The 19,959-nt window shown below is 67.4% G+C and carries 16 protein-coding genes and 2 pseudogenes; 10 read left to right on the plus strand and 8 right to left on the minus strand.

Annotated features, from left to right (window positions below):
- Positions 1 to 23: 23 nt before the first annotated feature.
- The 4 genes from KF791_10900 to KF791_10915 are packed head-to-tail and all read right to left on the minus strand — an operon-like array spanning position 24 to position 5,956.
- Positions 24 to 998 (minus strand): ABC transporter permease, encoded by a 975-nt coding sequence (locus KF791_10900; GenBank protein ID MBX3733090.1) that lies wholly within the window; start codon positions 996 to 998, stop codon positions 24 to 26.
- Complete coding sequence (locus KF791_10905; protein ID MBX3733091.1) at positions 995 to 1,975, minus strand: substrate-binding domain-containing protein; 981 nt, start codon at positions 1,973 to 1,975, stop codon at positions 995 to 997. Before KF791_10905 ends, KF791_10900 begins: the two co-directional genes overlap by 4 nt.
- Before the next feature lie 27 nt (positions 1,976 to 2,002).
- Positions 2,003 to 2,836 (minus strand): WecB/TagA/CpsF family glycosyltransferase, encoded by an 834-nt coding sequence (locus KF791_10910; protein ID MBX3733092.1) that lies wholly within the window; start codon positions 2,834 to 2,836, stop codon positions 2,003 to 2,005.
- A gap of 48 nt (positions 2,837 to 2,884) precedes the next feature.
- On the minus strand, positions 2,885 to 5,956 hold the full coding sequence (locus tag KF791_10915) for a hypothetical protein (GenBank protein ID MBX3733093.1): 3,072 nt from the start codon (positions 5,954 to 5,956) through the stop codon (positions 2,885 to 2,887).
- Positions 5,957 to 6,137: 181 nt separating this feature from the next.
- Between KF791_10915 and KF791_10920 the strand changes: the two genes are divergently transcribed.
- Positions 6,138 to 8,834: a DUF1549 domain-containing protein gene (locus KF791_10920; GenBank protein ID MBX3733094.1), complete on the plus strand. Its 2,697-nt coding sequence runs from the start codon at positions 6,138 to 6,140 to the stop codon at positions 8,832 to 8,834.
- Entirely contained in the window at positions 8,812 to 10,257 is a 1,446-nt protein-coding gene (locus KF791_10925; GenBank protein ID MBX3733095.1) for a DUF1501 domain-containing protein, read from the plus strand. Before KF791_10920 ends, KF791_10925 begins: the two co-directional genes overlap by 23 nt.
- A gap of 581 nt (positions 10,258 to 10,838) precedes the next feature.
- Here KF791_10925 and glgP read toward each other — a convergent pair.
- Entirely contained in the window at positions 10,839 to 13,004 is a 2,166-nt protein-coding gene (glgP, locus tag KF791_10930) for an alpha-glucan family phosphorylase (protein ID MBX3733096.1), read from the minus strand.
- Positions 13,005 to 13,086: 82 nt separating this feature from the next.
- On the opposite strand from glgP, the gene KF791_10935 reads away from it, so the two are divergent.
- Together KF791_10935 and KF791_10940 are read left to right on the plus strand one after the other, a co-directional pair.
- A complete protein-coding gene (locus tag KF791_10935; GenBank protein MBX3733097.1) occupies positions 13,087 to 14,019 on the plus strand; it encodes a cyclase family protein in 933 nt (310 codons plus the stop codon).
- A 183-nt stretch (positions 14,020 to 14,202) separates the two neighbouring features.
- A pseudogene (locus KF791_10940) lies at positions 14,203 to 14,868 on the plus strand (DEAD/DEAH box helicase).
- A gap of 341 nt (positions 14,869 to 15,209) precedes the next feature.
- Here the strand turns inward: KF791_10940 and KF791_10945 are convergent.
- Positions 15,210 to 15,509 (minus strand): hypothetical protein, encoded by a 300-nt coding sequence (locus tag KF791_10945; protein MBX3733098.1) that lies wholly within the window; start codon positions 15,507 to 15,509, stop codon positions 15,210 to 15,212.
- Positions 15,487 to 15,708 carry a hypothetical protein gene (locus KF791_10950; protein MBX3733099.1) on the minus strand — a complete coding sequence of 74 codons (222 nt, stop codon included), beginning with the start codon at positions 15,706 to 15,708 and terminating at the stop codon, positions 15,487 to 15,489. The genes KF791_10945 and KF791_10950 overlap by 23 nt, the downstream gene beginning before the upstream one ends.
- A 121-nt stretch (positions 15,709 to 15,829) precedes the next feature.
- On the opposite strand from KF791_10950, the gene KF791_10955 reads away from it, so the two are divergent.
- The 3 genes and pseudogenes from KF791_10955 to KF791_10965 all read left to right on the plus strand — a co-directional run bounded on the left by KF791_10955 (position 15,830) and on the right by KF791_10965 (position 17,301).
- On the plus strand, positions 15,830 to 16,270 hold the full coding sequence (locus KF791_10955) for a hypothetical protein (GenBank protein ID MBX3733100.1): 441 nt from the start codon (positions 15,830 to 15,832) through the stop codon (positions 16,268 to 16,270).
- Between the two features lie 96 nt (positions 16,271 to 16,366).
- A complete protein-coding gene (locus KF791_10960) occupies positions 16,367 to 17,041 on the plus strand; it encodes a Fic family protein (protein MBX3733101.1) in 675 nt (224 codons plus the stop codon).
- Positions 17,038 to 17,301: pseudogene (locus KF791_10965) on the plus strand (hypothetical protein). Before KF791_10960 ends, KF791_10965 begins: the two are co-directional and overlap by 4 nt.
- Before the next feature lie 536 nt (positions 17,302 to 17,837).
- Here KF791_10965 and KF791_10970 read toward each other — a convergent pair.
- Complete coding sequence (locus tag KF791_10970) at positions 17,838 to 18,338, minus strand: hypothetical protein (GenBank protein MBX3733102.1); 501 nt, start codon at positions 18,336 to 18,338, stop codon at positions 17,838 to 17,840.
- Here KF791_10970 and KF791_10975 point away from each other — a divergent pair.
- The 3 genes from KF791_10975 to cas5u6u all read left to right on the plus strand — a co-directional run bounded on the left by KF791_10975 (position 18,337) and on the right by cas5u6u (position 19,861).
- Positions 18,337 to 18,585 carry a hypothetical protein gene (locus tag KF791_10975; GenBank protein ID MBX3733103.1) on the plus strand — a complete coding sequence of 83 codons (249 nt, stop codon included), beginning with the start codon at positions 18,337 to 18,339 and terminating at the stop codon, positions 18,583 to 18,585. The two genes, KF791_10970 and KF791_10975, sit on opposite strands and share 2 nt — an antisense overlap.
- 120 nt (positions 18,586 to 18,705) lie before the next feature.
- Positions 18,706 to 18,975, plus strand: coding sequence for a hypothetical protein (locus KF791_10980; GenBank protein ID MBX3733104.1), 270 nt, complete (start codon positions 18,706 to 18,708; stop codon positions 18,973 to 18,975).
- A gap of 4 nt (positions 18,976 to 18,979) precedes the next feature.
- Complete coding sequence (cas5u6u, locus tag KF791_10985; protein ID MBX3733105.1) at positions 18,980 to 19,861, plus strand: type I-U CRISPR-associated protein Cas5/Cas6; 882 nt, start codon at positions 18,980 to 18,982, stop codon at positions 19,859 to 19,861.
- Positions 19,862 to 19,959 lie beyond the last annotated feature (98 nt).

A 19,959-nucleotide genomic window follows, 5' to 3' on the forward strand; every position in this document is an offset into this window, starting at 1 on the left:
GCAGCGGTCCGCGGGACCGGCCCTCACGCCCGGCGGCGGGACTGGCGCCATTGGTCGAGGCCAACCGCCAGCACGATGACGCTGCCGATGATGATCTCCTGCGAATACGTCTGCCAGCCCAGCTGGTTGGTGCCATTGCGCAACAACGCCATGATGAGGGCTCCAATCATGGAGCCGAGAATGCTGCCCGTGCCGCCTCCCAGGCTGGCCCCCCCGATCACCACGGCGGCGATGACATCCAGTTCCAGCCCGATGGCCACTGTCGGATCGCCCTGGGTCAGGCGGGACATCTGCAGCAGTCCGGCAAGGCCGACCAGGAGACCGGAAATGGCGTAGGTGGATGCCTTCACGCGGGCGACCCGGACGCCGCTGTACCGTGCGGCCGTCTCGTTGGCGCCGATCGCGAACACATGGCGCCCAAACACCGTTTCGCGCAGCAGAAAAGCCATGAAGGCGGCGAGGCCGAGGGCGATCCAGACCCCGGGAGGCAGCGGCCAGAAGCCGGACGGATTCTCGCGGGCCATCAGGAGCCCCACCGGAGAGTCCGGGGGGGCGTTGATCGTCTGGTTGCCGCCCAGCCATTTGGCGGAGCCGCGGACGATGCCCATCATGCCCAAAGTGACGATGAAGGGCATCATCCGGCAGAAGGCGATGATCGTGCCATTCAGCAGGCCGATCGCGCCCCCGGTAAGGACGATCGCCAGCAGGGTGGCCCACGGTGACCATCCGGCCACGAGCAGGCGGGCCCCGAGCACTCCCGTGAACGCCACGGCGGAGCCGACGCTGAGGTCAATGCCGCCACCAATGATGATGAGGGTCATCCCCAGGGCACCGATCGCCACGATGACCGTCTGGGTGAGTATGTTCTTGAGGTTGCCTCCGGTGAAGATGAAGGCGCGCTCCTCGGTGAGGGCGAAGAGGCCGCAAACCAGAAGGAGTCCCAGAAAGGGCCCCCCCGCCTGCAACAACCGCCCCACGGTACCCGGAGGCGGCTTCATTCCTTGAGGTAGCGGGCGATGGGCGGCGCGAGCAGGGCGGCCATCTCAGGCTCGGCCATGTTCTCCGGCGTCACCAGGGACACCCCGGTGTCAATCCGCTTCTCAACAGTCCGGCCGCGCAGATGCTCCACCAGGGTGATCACGCCGAGGTAGCCCATCTTCAGCGGGTCCTGCACCACGAGCGCCTGCACATCGCCGTTTTTCAAATCCAGGACCGACTGGGTGCCCGAGTCAAAGCCGACCAGGGTCACCTGGCCGGCGGCGCGCCCGATGTCGCGCAGTGCCTTGGTCATGGCGATCGTGGAGGTTTCGTTCGGACAGAAGATCCCGTTCACCTCGCGCCCGAAACGGTTCAGGAGATTCTGGGCCGCCTGGTAGGCCAGTTCGCGCGTGGCCCCCGCATGCTGGTCGGAGGAGATCAGTTTGAGGCCCGGATGCTTCTTGAGGGCATCCAGAAACCCGGCCTCCCGCGCCTCGGTGCTCGCACTCCCGACCTGGTAGCGCAGGAGGATGACGTTCCCCGCACCACCAAGCCGCCCGGCGAGAAACTCCCCCGCCATCTGGCCGCCCTTGAAATTGTCGGTCGCCACAAAGCTGATCTGCCGGGTGGAATTGAGGTCCGAATCAATGACCACCGTCGGCACCCCGGCCTGTGCGGCGCTGGTCACCGGGGCGACCAGCGCCTGGGAGTCCAGCGGGGCCAGCACCATGCCGCTGACTTTCCGCGCCGTGAAATTCTCCACCACCTGGATCTGCTGGTCGCGGTCATCCTCCCGCAGCGGACCCTTCCAAAAGAGCCGCACCGGCACCCCCTGCGCCGCCAGTTCCTGCTCCGCCTTCACCGCCCCGGCATGAATGGATTTCCAGAATTCATGGGTGGTGCCCTTGGGAATGACCGCAATCGTCAGCGGCTTGTCCGCCGCAAAGGCCGGCACCGACAGGATGGCGGCCATGACCGCACGCAGCAGGGATTTCATGCGGTCCAGCGTACGGAACGTGCCGGGTCACGGGCAAGCGTTGCGCGAGGCGCCAGGGACCGGCGGCACGGATTCCACGGGGGTGTCCAGCGGCGGCGGGCGTCTCCCGGCCAGTTGCCAGCCGGCCTTCCAAAGAAATCGCGGGACAATGCGGGAATAGCGCGGCCAGAGCCTTCGGAAGTCCATGGCCAGGCGATACAACCATTCGAAGCCGCTCCGCTGGACCCAGCGCGGGGCCTGGCGGACGCGTCCGGCAAAGAAATCAAATGCCGCCCCCACCCCCACCAGAAATCGCGCCTCCAGCAAATCCCGGTGCGCCGCCATGAATCGCTCCTGCTTCGGCGTGCTGAGGCCGACCCAGAAAAAATCAGGACGCACCCGCGCAACCTCCGCCACGAGGGCGTCGCGTTCCGCATCGGTGAGCGGACGAAACGGCGGGGTGAAGGTGCCCACAATCCGCAATCCGGGAAACCGCGCCGCAAGCCGTTGCGAGAGCACCTCCACAACCCCCTCCTGGCCGCCGTAGAAGTAGTGCGTGACCCCGCGGGTCCGCGACCATTCAAACACGCGCTCCATCAGATCCGGTCCGTACACCCGTCCCATCATGCCGTGCCCCGCAAAGCGGCCCATCCACACCATCGGCATGCCATCCGGCGTGGTCAGCAGGGACGCATTGTGGATGCGGCGCAGTGCCTCGTCGTCCTGCGACTCGATCACCCCATGGACCCCGGTGACCGTGATGTACCCGCGCTGTCCGGAGCGGAGGGCGCTGTCCAACACCGGCACCACGGTGTCGAGATTCAACACCGAGATGCCCACACCCAGCACGTTGACCCGCGGAGGAGCGACATATGCGTCCACGCCCGCAGGCTACCCGGGGCGTCCCGCAAACGGAAGCATGGCACCCGCTCAGTTTTCCGTGAGGTACTTCAGCAGTTCCAGTTGCTCCCGGGCGTTCAGGGATTCCAGCAACCCGCCGGGCATCAGGGAGCGCTCGCTGCGTTCGCGGCGGACCACATCGGCCTTCGCAATCACCCGCTCCTCGGCGGGCGTCCGCAGGGTGATGGCCGTGTCCGTCTCCTGCAGCACCAGACCGGAGACGACATCCCCCGCGCGGGTCTCAACGGAGGTCATCTGGTAGTCGGTGCCCACCACGGCGTCGGGATCGAGGATGTTTTCCAGATAATACCGGATGCCGTTGCGTCCGGCGCCGGTGAGCTCCGGACCCAGGCGGCTGCCATCGGGACCCAGGACATGGCACGGGGCGCAGAGCTGCTGGAAGTGACGGCGTCCGGCCCGGCCATCGTAGGCCCAGAGCGGCGCCTCCTCGAACGTGTGCTGCAGACCGGCCATCCGCGCGAGCAGGTCCTCCGGACTGGACTGGATCCGCCCCCAGGATCGGGCGATTTGCGCGTCCACACGGGCGTCCCGGAGCTCGCCGAGCTGTCGCATGTGAAGGGCCGTCAGCTGATTGCGCGGCACGCGGCCGTCGGCGACCGCCTGCAGGAGCGCCAGGGCGTGGGCGGGCCGGCGGGTCAGCACCTCAAACGCCGCATTTCGGGTCGCATCGTCCCAGTCCGCCTGACGCTTCAGCAGCGCGGCGGGTACATCGAGCGTGTCGAACCGGGCCAGCAACCGGAGGGCATCCGTGCGGTAATCCGGTTCATCCAGCAGCGCGACAAAGACGGTGAAGGCCGCCGGATCCGCAGCACGGCCCAGCACGGCAAACGCATGGCGCCGCTGGTCGGCGGGCCGCCCGGGATCTGCCAGCACGGCCCGAAGTTCGGGAAAGGCCGTGGTGTCGCCAAACGCGGCGGCCACCCGCTGGGAGAGGCGGGCGAGCCGTGGATCGGGATGGGCCGCAAGCCGCGGCCCCAGCGTGGTCCACGCGGTCGGCATGGGCAGGGGTCCCCGCGGCTCCAGCGCGAGCCACAAACCCGCAAGCCGGCGCGGCCACTGGTCCGGAGTCTCCGACCACGCCGCCACGCTGCGTTCGAGCGGATCCCCACCGAGCGTGGCGGCATACCAGTGAATCCAGTCGGCAAGGCGCGGAATGGCGGTGGTTCGCGCCAGGGCCAGGGCCCGGCCGGGATCCTCCACCAAACGCGGTGCCAGTGCCGTCCAGAGCAGCGGGGGTAAATTGCGGTCCTCACGATCCTCGGTATGGCGGGCCAGGGCCTCCACGAGAAGCCAGCCGAGCTCGGCGGGCAGCCGTTGGGACGCCGCGGCGAGGTGGAGCCGCACCAATGCGGAGGGATCGTCCGATGCCATCCGGAGCACGGTCGAACGGACCGATTCCGGCAACGGTGCCCCCGCTTCCGCGGAGAGCTGGACGCCCCAGGCCCGGACAAACTCGTCGGGATCCGACAGCGCCGCGGTCCGGAGCGCGTCCGCCCCGGGCAGGGCCGCATGGGCGGTCCAAAGCCCCTGCAGCCGGTCCGCCGCCGTTGCACCGGCGGTGGCCAGTTCCCGGATGGCCTCCGCAGCGGCGGGATCCAGCGGGCGACCCGCGGCGGCCCGCTCGGCGAGCAGGCGGCGCGCGGTGCGCGCGTGCCAGGCATTGCGATGGGTCAGCAAGCGGACGAGGTCGGCGTCGGAGCGCTGCGTCAGGTCCGGGTTTCGGGGCGTCCAACCGGCCAGGTGCACCATCCGGTAAATGCGGCCGTTGGAACGGTCCCACCGCTCGGTGTGCGGATTGTGGCAGTGCTGCAGATCACACCAGTCGCTGAAGTACACCGCGCCGTCCGGACCCGACACCAGGGCGACCGCAACATATTGCGGGTCGGTGCAGAACAGGACGTCGTCTCCCCCGTGGACGGTATGGAATCCGGAGCCCTCGCGGTGGTTCACCTGATGATTGATCTGGTGGCCGTGGAGGTTGTGGGTGAAGAGGTGGCCCCGATAGCGGTCGGGCCAGTTGTCTCCCTGGTAGATGAGCGTCCCCACATGCGAGTGGCCGCCGTAGATGGCGTCGCTGCCGGGAGCGCCCGCGCCGCCGGCGCCGTGGTCGTAGCGCGCCGATGCCAGCAGGAAATTGCGGAACTCCGGGAATTCGCGCGGGGGGTTCGCGATGATCCATGGGGCGTAATTGGCGTTGGCCTGGTTCCAAAACTGGCCGCCCTGGATCACGTGGGTGGTGCCGCCGCCCCCCCAGTAGCTCCGGCAGTGGGTCATGAACAGTTGACCGTGCGCATCGTGGTCGAGTCCCCAAGGATTGCTCCCGCCGTGGGCAAAGACCTCAAACTCGTGGCGGACCGGATGGTACCGCCAGACCCCGGCCCGCAATTCCTGACGCCCGGCATCCGGGGATCCGGGCCTGCCGATGCGACCATAGTTGAAGACCCCCTGGATCCCGTACAGCCAGCCGTCCGGCCCCCACAGGAAACTGTTCAGGCACTCATGGGTGTCCTGAAATCCAAAGCCGTCCAGCAGCACGCGCGGCGCGGAATCCGGCACGTCGTCCTGATCCGCATCGGGCAGAAACAGCAACTCGGGTGCGGCACCCACCCAGACCCCGCCATGGCCCACCGCGAAGCCGCTGACGAGGTTGAGCCCCTCGGCAAACACCCGTCGGGTCTCGAACCGGCCGTCCCCGTCACGATCCGCCAGAATCACCAGCCGATCCTCACCTTCGCCCGGGGGCCGCCGGGTCGGGTAACTGTGCGCCTCGGCGACCCAGAGGCGCCCGCGGGCATCCCAGGCCAGCGCGATCGGCTGGTGCACCTCGGGTTCCGCGGCCACCAGATCTACGCGGAACCCTTCGGGCACATGCATGCGCGCCACGGTCTCCTCCGCAGCCGACACCGGGGTCCTGGCGACGGGATTGGGACGCAGCGACCGGAGCACCGGACTGGACTGGAGCCGTTCGGCACCCGGCTGGGGTTCCTCGGCGGCGACACAAAGAACCAGGCCGAGACCCAGGGTGAGCGGGAACCAGGGGCGCCGCACCCGGAGCGTCCAACGACGGGAAGCGGGGGACATCGCCGCAACGGTAAACTGGCGGGTCGCGGCTTGGGAAGTCCCCGGAATTCCCCGAAAATCACCTGTCGCCCGAATCCCGGAAGGAGTCGTCAGGAAGCCCCGCGACGCATTCCCCCGGCGCGTCCTTGAGCCCGCGAGACCGCGGTTGTCTGGATCCCTCCCGTCGGCCTAAGGTCACCCCGTGCTCCCCAGGTCGCGGCAACGTCTGATCGCGCTCGCGATCGCAAGCGCCACCGTCCTGGCGTGGGCGGCTGGCGTCGGCACGCCGTCCGATGCATCCCGAGGCCACTGGGCCTACCAAACGCTGGACGCCCTCCAGCCGCCACCCCCGGCCGGCTTCGGAGCGCGACATCCCGTGGATGCCTTCATTCGGCACACGCTCGCATCGGCGGGGGGACGTCCGGCACCCGAGGCCGACCGCCGGACGCTGATCCGGCGGGTCACCTTCGACCTCGTGGGCCTCCCACCCACGCCCGAGGCGATTGAGGCGTTTGTCCTGGATCCGGCGCCCGACGCCTACGAACGGCTCGTGGACCGCCTTCTGGCGTCTCCCCAGCACGGCGAGCGCTGGGCACGGTTGTGGATGGATGCCGTCCATTTCGCCGAAACCCACGGGCACGACCAGGACCGGATCCGGACCAACGCCTGGCCCTACCGCGACTACCTGATCGCGGCCTTCAACGGGGACAGACCCTATGCGCGGTTCCTTCAAGAACAGGTCGCCGGAGATGTGCTGTTTCCCGGGGATCCGCAGGCCACCGTGGCGCTGGGGTTCCTCGCGGCGGGCCCCTGGGACGAGAGCTCGCTGCGGGACATCCGCGAGGACACCCTCGACCGGCAGATTGCCCGATACCTGGACCGCGATGACATGATCACCACGGTGATGAGCGTGGCGGTCAGCTCGACCGTGCATTGCGCGCGGTGCCACGATCACAAGTTCGACCCGATCTCCCAGCGGGACTACTACGCGCTGCAGGCGGTCTTCTCGGGTGTGGACCGCGCCAATCGGGCCTTTGACCCCGACCCCGCGCACCATCGCCGCCGGCAGGAGTTGAGGCGGCAACAGCGTCAGGTGACCCGGCGGGATGCCGCCCTTCTCGACAGTCCGGAAACCCGTGACCGCATCCGGGCCTGGGAGGAGGATCAACGATCCCGCCGGATCGCGTGGGCCGTGCTGGAACCCCGGACCTTCGTGGCCACGAGCGGGGTGCCACTGGTCCGTCAACCCGATCAGTCGCTGCTGGCGGGCGGTGAACGGCCCGAACGCGACACCTACCTGATCACCGCGGCTTCACCGGTGGCCACCGTGACGGCCATCCGCCTGGACGTGTTGACCGACCCGAGTTTGCCGCAGGCGGGGCCGGGGCGCGCGGACAACGGGAACCTGCATCTCAGCGAAGTCCGGCTGCGTGTCTTCGAACCCGAAACCCCGCAGGGCGCGGACATCGCGATGGCCAACCCGGGCGCCGATTTCAGCCAGCAAGGATGGCCGATCGGGCACGCGCTCGACGGCGATGATGCCACCGCCTGGGCCATCCATCCCCGGGTCGGCGAGGCCCATCATGCGGTCTTCCCGTTTGCGACTCCCGTCCACCTCCGCGAGGGGTCGGTGCTCGTCTGCGAACTCCGCCAGGTCCACGGCGGCGGACACGTCATCGGCCGGCTGCGCCTGTCGGTCACGGACCAGGCCTCCGTGTCCATTGTCGCAGTTCCGGCGGCCATCGAGGCCCTGCTGGACCGTCCGGAATCCGACCGCACCCAGGCCGACCGGCTGGAACTGGCCGCCTGGGTCCTTGGACGCGAAATCGAGGACGCCCTCGCGGCGCTTCCGCCGCCATCCCTGGTCTATGCCGCGGCGGCGGATTTCGAGCCGGACGGCGGTCTGAAACCCACTCCGGGTCCGCGTCCGGTCTCGCTGCTGCGCCGGGGCGAAATCACCCAGCCCCTGGAGGCCGCGCAGCCCGGGGCACTCCACTGCCTGCCTCCACTTCCCTCACGCTTCGAACTCACGGACCCCTCGGACGAAGGCTCACGCCGGGCGACCCTGGCCACCTGGCTGACGGCCGACGCCAACGTCCTGACTTGGCGCTCGGTGGTCAACCGGGTGTGGCGACACCATTTCGGACGCGGCCTCGCCGCCTCGCTGAACGATTTCGGCGTCATGGGATCCCCGCCAACACACCCGGAGCTGCTCGACTGGCTGGCCCTGTGGTTCCGCGACGAGGCTCAGGGATCCCTCAAACAGCTCCACCGACTGCTCGTCACCAGCGCCACCTACCGGCAGTCCTGCACGCCAGACCCGGGAGCCGCTGCCCTTGATCCTGAGAACCGGCTGCTGTCCCGGATGCACCGGACCCGCCTCGACGCGGAATGCATCCGCGACGCGATGCTGTCCGCAAGCGGCCGGCTGGACCCCACGATGGGCGGCCCGTCGGACCGGCAGTTCGGACTCGAGCCGGGGATCCACGTGACCCCGAAGGTGGACTACGCCGTTTTCGACGTGGATGCGCCGGCCGGCAGCCGCCGCAGCGTGTACCGCTTCCTGTTCCGCACCCTGCCCGATCCGTTCATGGACGCCCTGGACTGCCCGGCGGGGGACCAACTCACCCCGGAACGTGCCAACTCCGTGACGGTGCAGCAGGCCCTTGCCCTGTGGAACGACCGGTTTGCCGTGCGACAGGCGGAGCACCTGGCGGCCCGGATCGAGGCCGAGGCCGACACCGGTCCCGCCCGGGTCGCCCGGGCCTGCCTGCTGGCATGGGGCCGCCCGCCGGCACCGGAGGAGGCGCAGGATCTGGAGGCCCACGCGGCGCGCCACGGATTCGCCAGCACCTGCCGGCTGCTGTTCAACAGCAATGAATTTGTGTTCGTGCACTGAGCCTGGCGACGGCCGTCCGCGGATCCGCGGGTCGCGTCGCGACTTCCTCGGGCGCCTGGGCGGCGGCTTCGGGGGTATCGCGCTGTCGCACCTGCTCCACGCCACGGGAGGCGGCGCCGCCCGCCCCGCGCACCACCCGGCCGCCGCACGCCGGGTCATCCAGTTGTTCATGAACGGAGGGGCGAGCCAGATGGACCTCTTCGATCACAAACCGCTGCTGGCCCGGCGGGCAGGCGAGCCCTTTGATCCCGGGGACGGCCAGCGGGTGGAGGCACCGACCAGCGAGCCGGGAAAAATCCTCGCGCCGCCCTTTCCCCTCCGGCAGCACGGCGCCTCCGGCCGGTGGGTCAGCGACCTGCTCCCGCATCTGGCGGGGTGTGTGGACGACCTCGCCTTCCTGATGGCGATGCAATCGCGCACCAACGTCCACGGTCCGGCGAGCTACCTGATGAACACCGGATTCCTGCTGCCGGGGTTCCCGTGTCTCGGTGCGTGGGTCAGCTATGCGCTGGGTAATGAGGCCGACAATCTGCCGACCTTTGTTGTGCTGCCCGACCGGCGCGGCCTGCCCTACAACCAGCGGGGCAATTTCAGCTCCGGGTTCCTGCCGGTGAGCCACCAGGGCACCCTCCTCGACGCCGGGGCGTCCCATCCGCTTGCCGCCCTGAAGGCACCAGCCACGGCCGCCTACATCACTCCCGAGGCCGGCCGCGACGGCCTCGAAGTCCTGCAGCGACTCAACCGCCGCCATCAGGAGGCGCACCCAGGCGATGCCCGGCTGGAGGCACGGATCGCCGCCTACGAGCTGGCGGCCCGGATGCAGCTCAGCGCGCCGGAGGCCCTCTCCCTGGACCGCGAGTCCGCAGCCACGCGCCGGCTGTACGGACTCGACCGCGAGGTGACCGCCGACTTCGGGCGCCGCTGCCTGCTGGCCCGCCGCCTGGTCGAGCGGGGGGTCCGCTTCGTGCAGGTGTGGAGCGGCGCCGGCGGTCCCACGGGCAACTGGGACAATCACGCCAGCATCGTCAAGGAACTGCCGCCGATGTGTGCCGCAACCGACCAGCCGGTCGCCGCCCTCCTGCGCGATCTCAAGGCACGCGGGCTCCTGGACGACACCCTCGTCCTGTGGAACACCGAGTTCGGCCGGATGCCGTTCTCACAGAGCGGTGAGGGCCGCGACCACAATGGCGGCACCTATGTCGGCTGGATGGCCGGCGGAGGCGTGCGCCCGGGGGTCGCCCATGGGGCCAGCGATGAATGGTCCTGGAAGGCGGCGCACGACAAGACGACCCACCACGATCTGCACGCCACGGTCCTGCACCTGCTCGGGCTGGACCACACCCGCCTGACCTGGCGCCACGACGGCGCCGACCGGCGCCTCACCGACGTTCACGGCGAAGTGATCCGCACCGTGCTGGCCTGACCCGAACCAGCAGCACCCGCCGCCACCACCACCGGTGGAGGGTCCTCACGAGCCGTTCGCGGGTGAAGTCCCCACAGGCCAGGCCACGAACTGGCCGTACGGCTCGGCGGGAGCCTCGCCCCACCAGACAGGATCCGCACCCTGCCGCGGCACCCGCCGCCACCACCGGTGGGCAATACGAGGGTCCTCACGAGCCGTTCGCGGGTGAAGTCCCCACAGGCCAGGCCACGAGCTGGCCGTACGGCTCGGCAGGAGCCTCGCCCCACCAGACAGGATCCGCACCCTGCCGCGGCACCCGCCACCACCGGTGGGGCGAGGGTCCTCACGAGCCGTTCGCGGGTGAAGTCCCCATAGGCCAGGCCACGGTTGGCCGTACGGCTCGGCGGGAGCCTCACCCCACCAGACAGGATCCGCACCCTGCCGCGGCACCCGCCACCACCACCGGTGGGGCGAGGGTCCTCACGAGCCGTTCGCGGGTGAAGTCCCCACAGGCCAGGCCACAAGCTGGCCGTACGGCTCGGCGGGGAGCCTCGCCCCACCAAGGCAGAGCCTTCCCCCCACCAAAGTCCAGGGTCCGCCGCCTAAGCGGCAGGGGGCGGCGGCTTCGTGTAGTACTTCTCCGTGTACTCCTGCACCATGCGCCACGTGCTGTACTTGGCCGCCAGCGTCACCAGGGCGCGCCGGATCTTGACGATCCACTGGCGCGGGATGCCATCGGCGTCGCGGTTGAAGAACGTCGGCACAACCTCCTCGGTGAGCACCTGGTACAGATTGGCGCTGTCCACGCGGTCCTGCTCCTGAACGTCGCCGGGGTGCGCATCGGGTCCGATGCCGAAGCCGTTGGTTCCATCAAAATCCTCGCGCCACCAGCCGTCGAGAATGGACAGGTTGAGACAGCCGTGCGGGGTGGTCTTCATGCCGCTGGTGCCCGAGGCCTCCAGGGGGCGCCGCGGGTTGTTGAGCCATACGTCACAGCCCGAGACCATCTTGCGGCAGACGTGAATGTCGTAGTTCTCGATGAAGACCACGTGCCCCTTGAGTTCGCTGAACTTCGAGAGGTGAACGATCTTCTGGATGAACGCCTTGCCGTGCTCGTCGCGCGGATGCGCCTTGCCCGCGAAGACGAACTGCACCGGGCGGCTGGTGTCGCGGACGAGCTTCACGATGTTCTCGAACTGGTCGAAGATGAGCGGCGCGCGCTTGTAGGTCGCGAAGCGCCGTGCAAACCCGATGGTCAGCGCGTCCGGGTTCAGCATGGCGTCAAACGTGATGAAGTCGCCGCTGCTCAGGGAACGCCCCTGGATCAGCAGGCGCCTGCGTGCAAACTCGATGAGTTCCCGACGGAGGCGGTAGCGCATCGCCCAGAGCTCCTCGTCCGACGTCACTGCGGGGTCCGCAAGCCGCTGCCAAAACTCCGGGGTGTTGGCCTCGTACACGAAGCGCCTCGGGTCGCCCCCCTGCTCGACGAACTTGCGCATCCAGAGGCGCCGGATCGGGCCCTTGACCCAGCCCACCAGGTGCACGCCATTGGTGATGGATCCGATCGGCACCTCGTCGGGATCCGACTTGCCGAAGTAGTGCTTCCACATTTCGCGGCTCACCTGGCCATGGAGCTGGCTGACGCCGTTGGCGGACCGTGAAAACCGCAGGGCGAGCGCCGTCATGCAGAAGGGGTTTCCCGGTTGTCCCGGATGCTCGTTGCCGAGCTCCATGAGGTCGTCGTGGCTCCGCTTGAGGTTGACCTCAAACTTGCCCCCGGCGAGCCGCACCAGGTCGTTGGAGAATCGGTCGTGTCCCGCCTCGACCGGGGTGTGGGTGGTGAAAATGCACTCCTGCCGGGTGAGTTCACCGGCCTCCTCGAAGGTCTTTCCGGCGGCCATCTTTTCCCGGATCAGCTCGAGGGTGAGGAAGGCCGCGTGTCCCTCGTTCATGTGGAAGGTCGAGGGCTGGACGCCCAGGGCCCGCAGAAGCCGCACACCGCCCACGCCCAGGAGGATCTCCTGCATGATCCGGGTGGTGGTGTCGCCGCCGTACACCCGGTTGGTCAGATCGCGGTATTGCCCCTCGTTTTCCGGACGGTTGGAATCCAGGAGGTACACCGGCACGCGCCCCACATTGATCCGCCAGGCATGGAAATGGATGGGCTGCCCGAAGATCCGCACGCTGCACACCACGGGCTTGCCGCTGCCGTCCACCACCGCGTCCAGCGGCAGGTTGCGCGGGTTCAGGACGCTGTAGTTTTCCTGCTGCCAGTTGTCGTTGTTGATGGACTGCTGGAAATAGCCCTCGCGGTAGAAGAGGCTGATCCCGACAAAGCCCAGCCCGAGGTCGCTGGCGGACTTGGTATGGTCGCCGGCCAGCGCCCCGAGGCCGCCCGCCGCGATCGGGAGGCACTCATGGAAGGCGAACTCCGCCGAAAAGTAGGCCACCGGACGCTGGGCCAGCTGCGGCGCATGGCGTGCGGCCCACGTGTCGCGCTCCTTCATGTAGGCCTCGAAATCGGCGAGGGTGGCCCGCACCTGGTGGGCCAGTTCGGGATCCTGGAGGCGCACCCGCAGCTCATAATCCGACACCTCATGCAGGATCGCCACCGGGTTGTGGTACAGGTTCTCCCACCCGCGCGGGGAGAGCGTCTGAAAGATCTCCTGGGCGTTCTGGTCCCAACTCCACCACAGGTTCCGGGCCAGCCGGTGGAGTCCGTCGGTGAGTTCCTTGACTTCAACAGTCGTCAGCGGTTTTGAGCTCATTTTGTGGGGCGCGCCGTGCCCGGACCGGCCTCAGGCCCGAGCGCAAGCCGGTGACAACTACCCCCGCGGAGCCGGGTGGAAAATGAAAAATCCGGCTCGTTTCGATTCCCCGGACGATTCCCTCGCATTCCCGGGACAAACCCGGGTCGGAAACCGCCGCCGACGGGGACCGTCGGCGCACTGGATTTTCCGGGACCTGTCGGGTGATCCTCCCCGGGTGATCGCCCTTCGCTACGCCTCATTGCCTCTCGCCCTGCTGGCCGCCGGACTCCTGACCGCGGCACCGGACCGGCCGTCCGCGTCCGGAACCTGGGTGGACCTCACCCACGCCTTTGGCCCCGAAACGCTATACTGGCCGACCGAGGAAACCTTCGAACTGGAGACCCGGTTTCAGGGCTTCACCCCGGCCGGCTACTTCTATGTCGCACGGGCCTACCGCGCGCCCGAGCACGGGGGCACGCACCTGGATGCCCCGCTGCACTTCGCCAAGGACCGCAGGACCGTGGATCAGATCCCCCTGGATCAACTCACCGGGCAGGCCGTGGTGGTGTCCGTCACCGACGCCGTGCGGGCCGACCGGGACTACGAGGTCACGGTGGACGACTTCCGACGCTGGGAGCGGCGGCATGGGCGGATCCGGCCGGGCAGGATCGTGTTGATCCACACCGGATTTGGCGCGTTTTGGCCCGATGCCGTGCGCTACCTGGGCACGGCGGCGAAGGGGCCGGAGGCGGTGAAGGAGCTGCATTTCCCCGGGCTGCATCCCGATGCCGCCCGGTGGCTGGTGAAGGAGCGGCGCATCAAGGCCGTGGGCCTCGACACCGCGAGCATTGACCACGGCCCGTCGCGGCTGTTTGAGGCGCATCGGGCGCTGTTTGAGCACAACGTCCCGGCTTTTGAGAACGTCGCCAACCTGGATCGCCTGCCGCCGAAGGGGGCCTACGTCGTGGCGCTCCCGATGAAGATCCAGAACGGCAGCGGTGCCCCCCTGCGCATCATCGCCCAACTGCCCTGATCGGTTGACGAGGGATCGAGTTCCACACGCCCGACGCGGGAAGCATCGGACACGCAGGAGCGCGTCCCTACCAATTGGCAGGGGCGTGTTCCACCGCGACCCTGATCAGCTCCGCTGCGCCCGAGGGCCAACGGCGGGGAACGCAGGGAAGCACCCAACGCCAGAACTTTCCCTCGATCTCCGATGCCACTTCACACACCCGACGGGGGAGGTATCGGACACGCACGAGCGCGTCCCTACCAATTGGTAGGGGCGTGTTCCACCGCGACCCTGATCAGCTCCGCTGCGCCCGTGGGCCAACGGCGGGGAACGCAGGGAAGCACCCAACGCCAGGACTTTCCCTCGATCTCCGATGCCACTTCACACACCCGACGGGGGAAGTATCGGACACGCAGGAGCGCGTCCCTACCAATTGGCAGGGGCGTGTTCCACCGCGACCCTGATCAATTCCGCTATGCCCGTGGACCAACGGCTGGAAACGATGGAAGCACCCGAAGCCATGGCCTTCCCTCGATCCCCGATGCCACTTCACACACCCGACAGGGGGAAGTATCGGACACGCAGGAGCGCGTCCCTGAGACGACAAAAACGACGCCGTACGACTACCAGTGCCGTCTGGCCTGCGGTTCTGAAGCCCGGACGGGCGACCTGGCGACCCTGCAAACGGGCACCACCTGCCAATCCCTGCTCATCAACATCCCCACGGGTCTTGGAAAGACCGCCGTCGTGCTGGCCTGGTTGTGGAACCGGGTGAATCGGGCCGATCCCGGTTGGCCCCGCCGTCTGGTGTACTGCCTTCCGATGCGGACGCTGGTGGAGCAAACCGAAAAGGAAATCCGAAGGTGGCTGGGGAAATCACTATGGGACGGAAGGTTTGATACCCGGAGCGGCAGAGTGGGCGTCCACGTCCTGATGGGCGGCGATGAACTGCCAGCCCTCGTGGTTGATGGCCAGAGTTGGCCCGCCCTTCGGCTCTCGCTTACCGCAATGCAGATGGGACGTGGTAAGGACGACCAGCCGTCCTGGCTGGAAGCCTGCCTTGAACTGCGGGACTCGTCGGACCTTGGCCCCTTCCGGCTGGCCTACCTGGAATCCCTTCTCCGCGCGGCGGACATGCGGGCTTCCAAGGAGAGCGGAAAATCGAACGTTCCTCAGCCCATCTCATGACCGTACCCGCCATCCCAACCATGCTACCTCTCCGAATCTCCCGGGCCGGACTTTGGTGCTTTGGGAGCGTTCCTGATCAACTGCTCGTAGTCGTCATGACCCCCGATCCAAAACCAGTGCATCGTGTCGTCCACCAGATGCCCCAGGGCGCGATACGCCTCATCCACGCGCACGCTCCAGACCTTGCCCGTCTTCTTGAAGTGGAGCGAAGGATGGCGGGGATCTTCTTTCCACAGTCGGTAGGCTTTGCGGGCGTTGCGCTGGGTCTCTGGCGGGAGATGGCCGAAGGCCCTGAGAAACCTAGGATTGACCAAGGATTTCATCCGCTGGCAGGGATCTTCCTTGTTTTGCGTCCTCTTCTGCTTCCCGCAAAAGCAGGTCGAGCGCGCCGGATTGGGAGTCTTCCTCGATCTGCGCGTCCCACTTCCGGTTCCGCTCGGCGTCGAACCAACGTTCCAGACGCAGGAACTCCTGGCGCGGCAACCGGGAGATGGCCTCTTCGATTTCGGCGACGGAACCCATGTGCTGAGCTTGCTTTGAAAACCGCTGCGCTCGCAAGCCTCGGATGAGCACGGACGAACCGAGCCTCCGACTGCCAGTCCTCGTCCCCAGATAGTTGGTGCATCAACCGCTCTCCCCTATGGTGACTAGTCTGCCTCTGCCCGGCTGTTCCCCCACACCGCTGGCCCACTATCTCAACGCGCTGGGGGTGCTCCGGCTTCTTTCCGGGCAATTGCCATCGGACGCGCCACGACCCCTCGGCTCTTGGCAGGGTGAAACCTTCGTGCTGCACACCACGGTTGACCGCGCCGGTCTCGAGCAGTTCTTTCGTCAAGAATATCAACCCACGCCAATTCTCGCCCCGTGGAATGGGGGCAGCGGGTTCTTTGAAGGAGACAATCAAGATGGCATCACCACGCCGACCCAACCGGCGCTCCGGTTTGCCGTCTCCCTCCTGGCTTCGCCCGGGGAGAGGGCCTGGGTGAAGTGTCGAACTGACCGGCCCGGCGGGCGCTCCCATCACCCGCCGCGGCCAAAGCCCGCCCGCCCCGAACCCTTCGCCGGCCATCGCCTCCGTCCTTGAAGAGTCGCCATGCCCGACCAACCTTTGCCCCATGGACTGGTTCGCGAATTTGCAGCAGTGGCAGGCGCTCCCGCCGGAGCAACGCCTGGCGCAGGCATGGGCCCAGGTGCCGGCGAGCATGGCCTTCGAGGGCGAACCGGTGAGCCGGAAACGCCTGGAGGAACTCCACCGGACCGCGACACCCGCTTCGTCGAGACCACTCGCGGAATCCTCAGCGACGCGGAACTAGCGCCGTTCCTGGGCGAGCGCGTCCTCGCCTGCGAAGAAGCCATCGTCACGGGCGCCTTCGCCGATCGTCCGCTGGACGAACACCTCTTGCTGGAGTTCCACCGCCGCATTGCCGGTGACCTCGTTCACGAATGGGCCGACCGCTGGCGCGCGATCGAGGTGCAGGTCGGCAATCTGCGGCCGCCGCCGCCGTACCGGCTGCCGCATTTGCTCTGGGACTATGCGGCTGGCCTCTCGGCGCGCTGGGGCGAAGTGTTCCCGATCGCCAGCCCGCTGACCTTGGAGACCCTTGCCTTTGCGGAGGGGCGACCCCTCACGCTCCATCCGTTTGTGGATTTCAACGGCCGGGGGACCCGGCTCCGGCAGCGGGAGATCCTTCATCGTGCCCTGCTGCCGCAGGTTGAGCTGGCGGCCACCGGGGAGACGAACCGGAACGAATACTTCGCCGCTCTGGAAGCGGCCGGCCGGCGGGACTGGCAGCCCCTCAGCGCAGTCTGGCAACGTCGATTCGAGCAACTTCCACCACCGCCAACCTCTCCATGACCTACGACGAATTCTTCAAGGCCACCCGCGGCGACCCGCAGGCCCCCTACGCCTACCAATGCCGACTGGCCGGCGGAGAAGCTGCCGATCCGCTGGGCGGATTCACGCACGGCACGGACTGTCGCTCGCAAGTGATCAACATCCCGACCGGATTGGGCAAAACCGCCGCCGTCGTGCTGGCCTGGTTGTGGAACCGTGTCCATCTGGGTTCAGAGAAGTGGCCCCGACGAGTCGTGTATTGCCTGCCCATGCGGACGCTGGTGGAGCAGACGCGCGACGAAGCACAGAAATGGCTCGGCACTCGGCTGTGGGATGGATCCCGCGAAGGAACGTTCTGGGCGAAGTCGGAGAACAAGGGTGGCCGGTGCGCCCGTCGTGGCTTCCGCCACGAACTCGCCTCCGCCCTCGCGTGGCTGCTTGCTGGCCCACACGATGCATTGGAGCGCAACCTCGTCGCCTACCTGATTGCCGCCCACCATGGTAAAGTGCGCCTCTCCATCCGTTCACTGCCGGACGAAAAGGGCGACCCACAGGATCCTGAACGCCTCTTCGCGCGTGGCATCTGGCAGGGCGACAGGCTCCCCGCCATCCGACTCGACGACCTCGCCATCCCTGAAACCACGCTCGACCTGGGTTTCATGAGGATGGGTGAAGGCCCGCACGGTCCTTCTTGGCTCGCCCGAGCCCTCGGCCTGCGCGATCGAATCGGCCCGTTCCGCCTCGCCTTTCTGGAGACCCTCCTGCGCGCCGCCGATGCTCGCGCCTCGGAGAACGCGAACCAAGCCCCATGAAAGCCTCAATCCGCCAGGGCCAAGTTGCCAGGATTCACGTCCAGCATGTGTATCCCGTGATCCTCCAGCGCGGCCAGCACTGCCCTTACCTCCGGCCAGCGCTCGCCAAACTTCTCCCGCTTGTCCAACTCCCAGGTTTCCCACACCTCGTCCTCAAACTCGGGCTTGGCCTCGTCGAGATAGGCTCCGGCAAAATCCAGCACGTAGGGACGCTCCACCACGGTCATTTCCAGCACCCACAGCTCGCCGTCCGCCCGGATCAATTGCGGCACAGACAGGCCACGGACGGCCCGCACACCCGCCTCCCGCAGTCGCTCATAAACCAGCAGCTCCCGGCGGAAGAATTCCTCATCGTAGAACACCTTGATCGCTGCGCCTCCCGGTACTCCGGCTCCCCGGACAAAGAAAACCAGCCCGTGAATGCCCCCGCCCAGACTCGGCAGCTCAATCGCCAGCCGATTCAGACTGGCATACCAACGGGCAATGGCCTCAAAATCACGCGTCATGGAAGTCTCCAGCTCCTACGGCGGACACTCCGCCTTGGTGCGGATGCGGCTGGTCCTGAACGGCAGCAGCTTTCGCATCTCGCAGATGGGGCCGGACTTTCTCTTCGTCGAGTCTCCGGGCGACCATCCGCCCGCCCGTGCCACCATCGAAATGCAGGTGGACGGCTGCCAACGCACTTGGGAGGTGACCCTGCCGCAGGGTATGAAAGCCGGCACCGAGAGGGTCTTGCTGGGCACCGCCGGATAGTCGCGCCTGAAGGCAGCCGGTCTTTTTCGTCGAGTTCGCATCGGATCGTCAGGTCCGGGACTTTCAACTGTCTGTCCGCCGCCACGCTCTGCGCCGCGGAGTCCGGGAGAGAGTGGAATCATGTCCATTCGTGCGCTGAAAGCCAATTCGCGCCCAGCGATTGTCCCCACAGAGCCCAGATTTGGAGGAATCCAAAAGTTCCTCCGCGACGGCCTGCGGCTGCGAACGGCGTGCGATTTGGAACTCTCCGGTGCGCTCACCGTGCAGCGCCCGACGGGCTTCGTCATGCCTTCGCTTGCCGATCTCGAAAGGGACCTGCCCGGCTTGATCACCGCGGCGGCGAAGGGCTTCGCGACTCCAGCGAGCACCGACCTCACCTTCGAGGAGTAATGCCATGACCGTCCTCGAACTCAGCTTCCCCGCCGGGCGCTACCACGCCACGCCGTGGGGACGCCGCGTCAACGAGGGCGCGGTCGAATGGCCGCCCTCGCCGTGGCGCATCATCCGCGCGCTGATCGCGACGTGGCACCTCAAGGCGCGGGAAATTCCGGAGGAATCGGTGCGTTCGCTGATGAATGCGCTCAGCCAGCCGCCGGCTTTCCGTCTCCCCCGCGCCAGCGCCGGCCACACGCGGCACTATATGCCGCTCGGAAACAAGAAACCCACCAAGGTCTTCGACACCTTCATCCAGCTTGAGGAAGGATCCACAATCTTCGTTGCGTGGGAGGTGTCCCTTGATGACGACGAGCACGCCGCGCTCACAACCCTCGCCGAGCGGCTCGGCTACTTTGGCCGCTCCGAGAGCCTCGCCGTGGCGCGTGTGCTGGACGGCATCACCGGCATCGAGGCCAATGCTGTTCCCTGCTGCGCCAGCTTGCCCAGCATCCGCATGGCGCGAATGCCATCATCAAGCAACTCGACGAACGGGGCGGTCCGTTCCGCTTCGGCAGCCAGGGTCTGCGCTCACTCCAGTTCCAGACCCGCCGTCACGGTGGCGGAGGCAGCCGTGGCAACGGCGCCGGCGGTGCCTTTGCCATCACGTTCCCCGAACCCGTCACCGGCCCGCTCGCGTTGGGCTACGGTGCTCACTTCGGCCTCGGCTTGTTTGTACCCGCCTGAATCCGAGTCTGTGGGCAGTGTTCCCTCGGTTACCGGACGTCTTTCGTGGAACGTTTGCCGGCGCTCACGTCGGGAGTTTGCACATCGCGTGACCGCCGGATCGAGGGCCCAGCGGAATGAAGGAAGAAGCCATTTAAGGCGAAACGTTCGACGATGACACCCCGGAAGAATACGGAATTTCAAACCGCACGCTTTCCCCGACCATAATCCCGCCGCTGACAGACCCGTCGGCACTGTCCGAACATCGTTTGCGTC

The organism is Verrucomicrobiia bacterium (assembly GCA_019634635.1).
Lineage (GTDB): Bacteria > Verrucomicrobiota > Verrucomicrobiia > Limisphaerales > UBA9464 > UBA9464.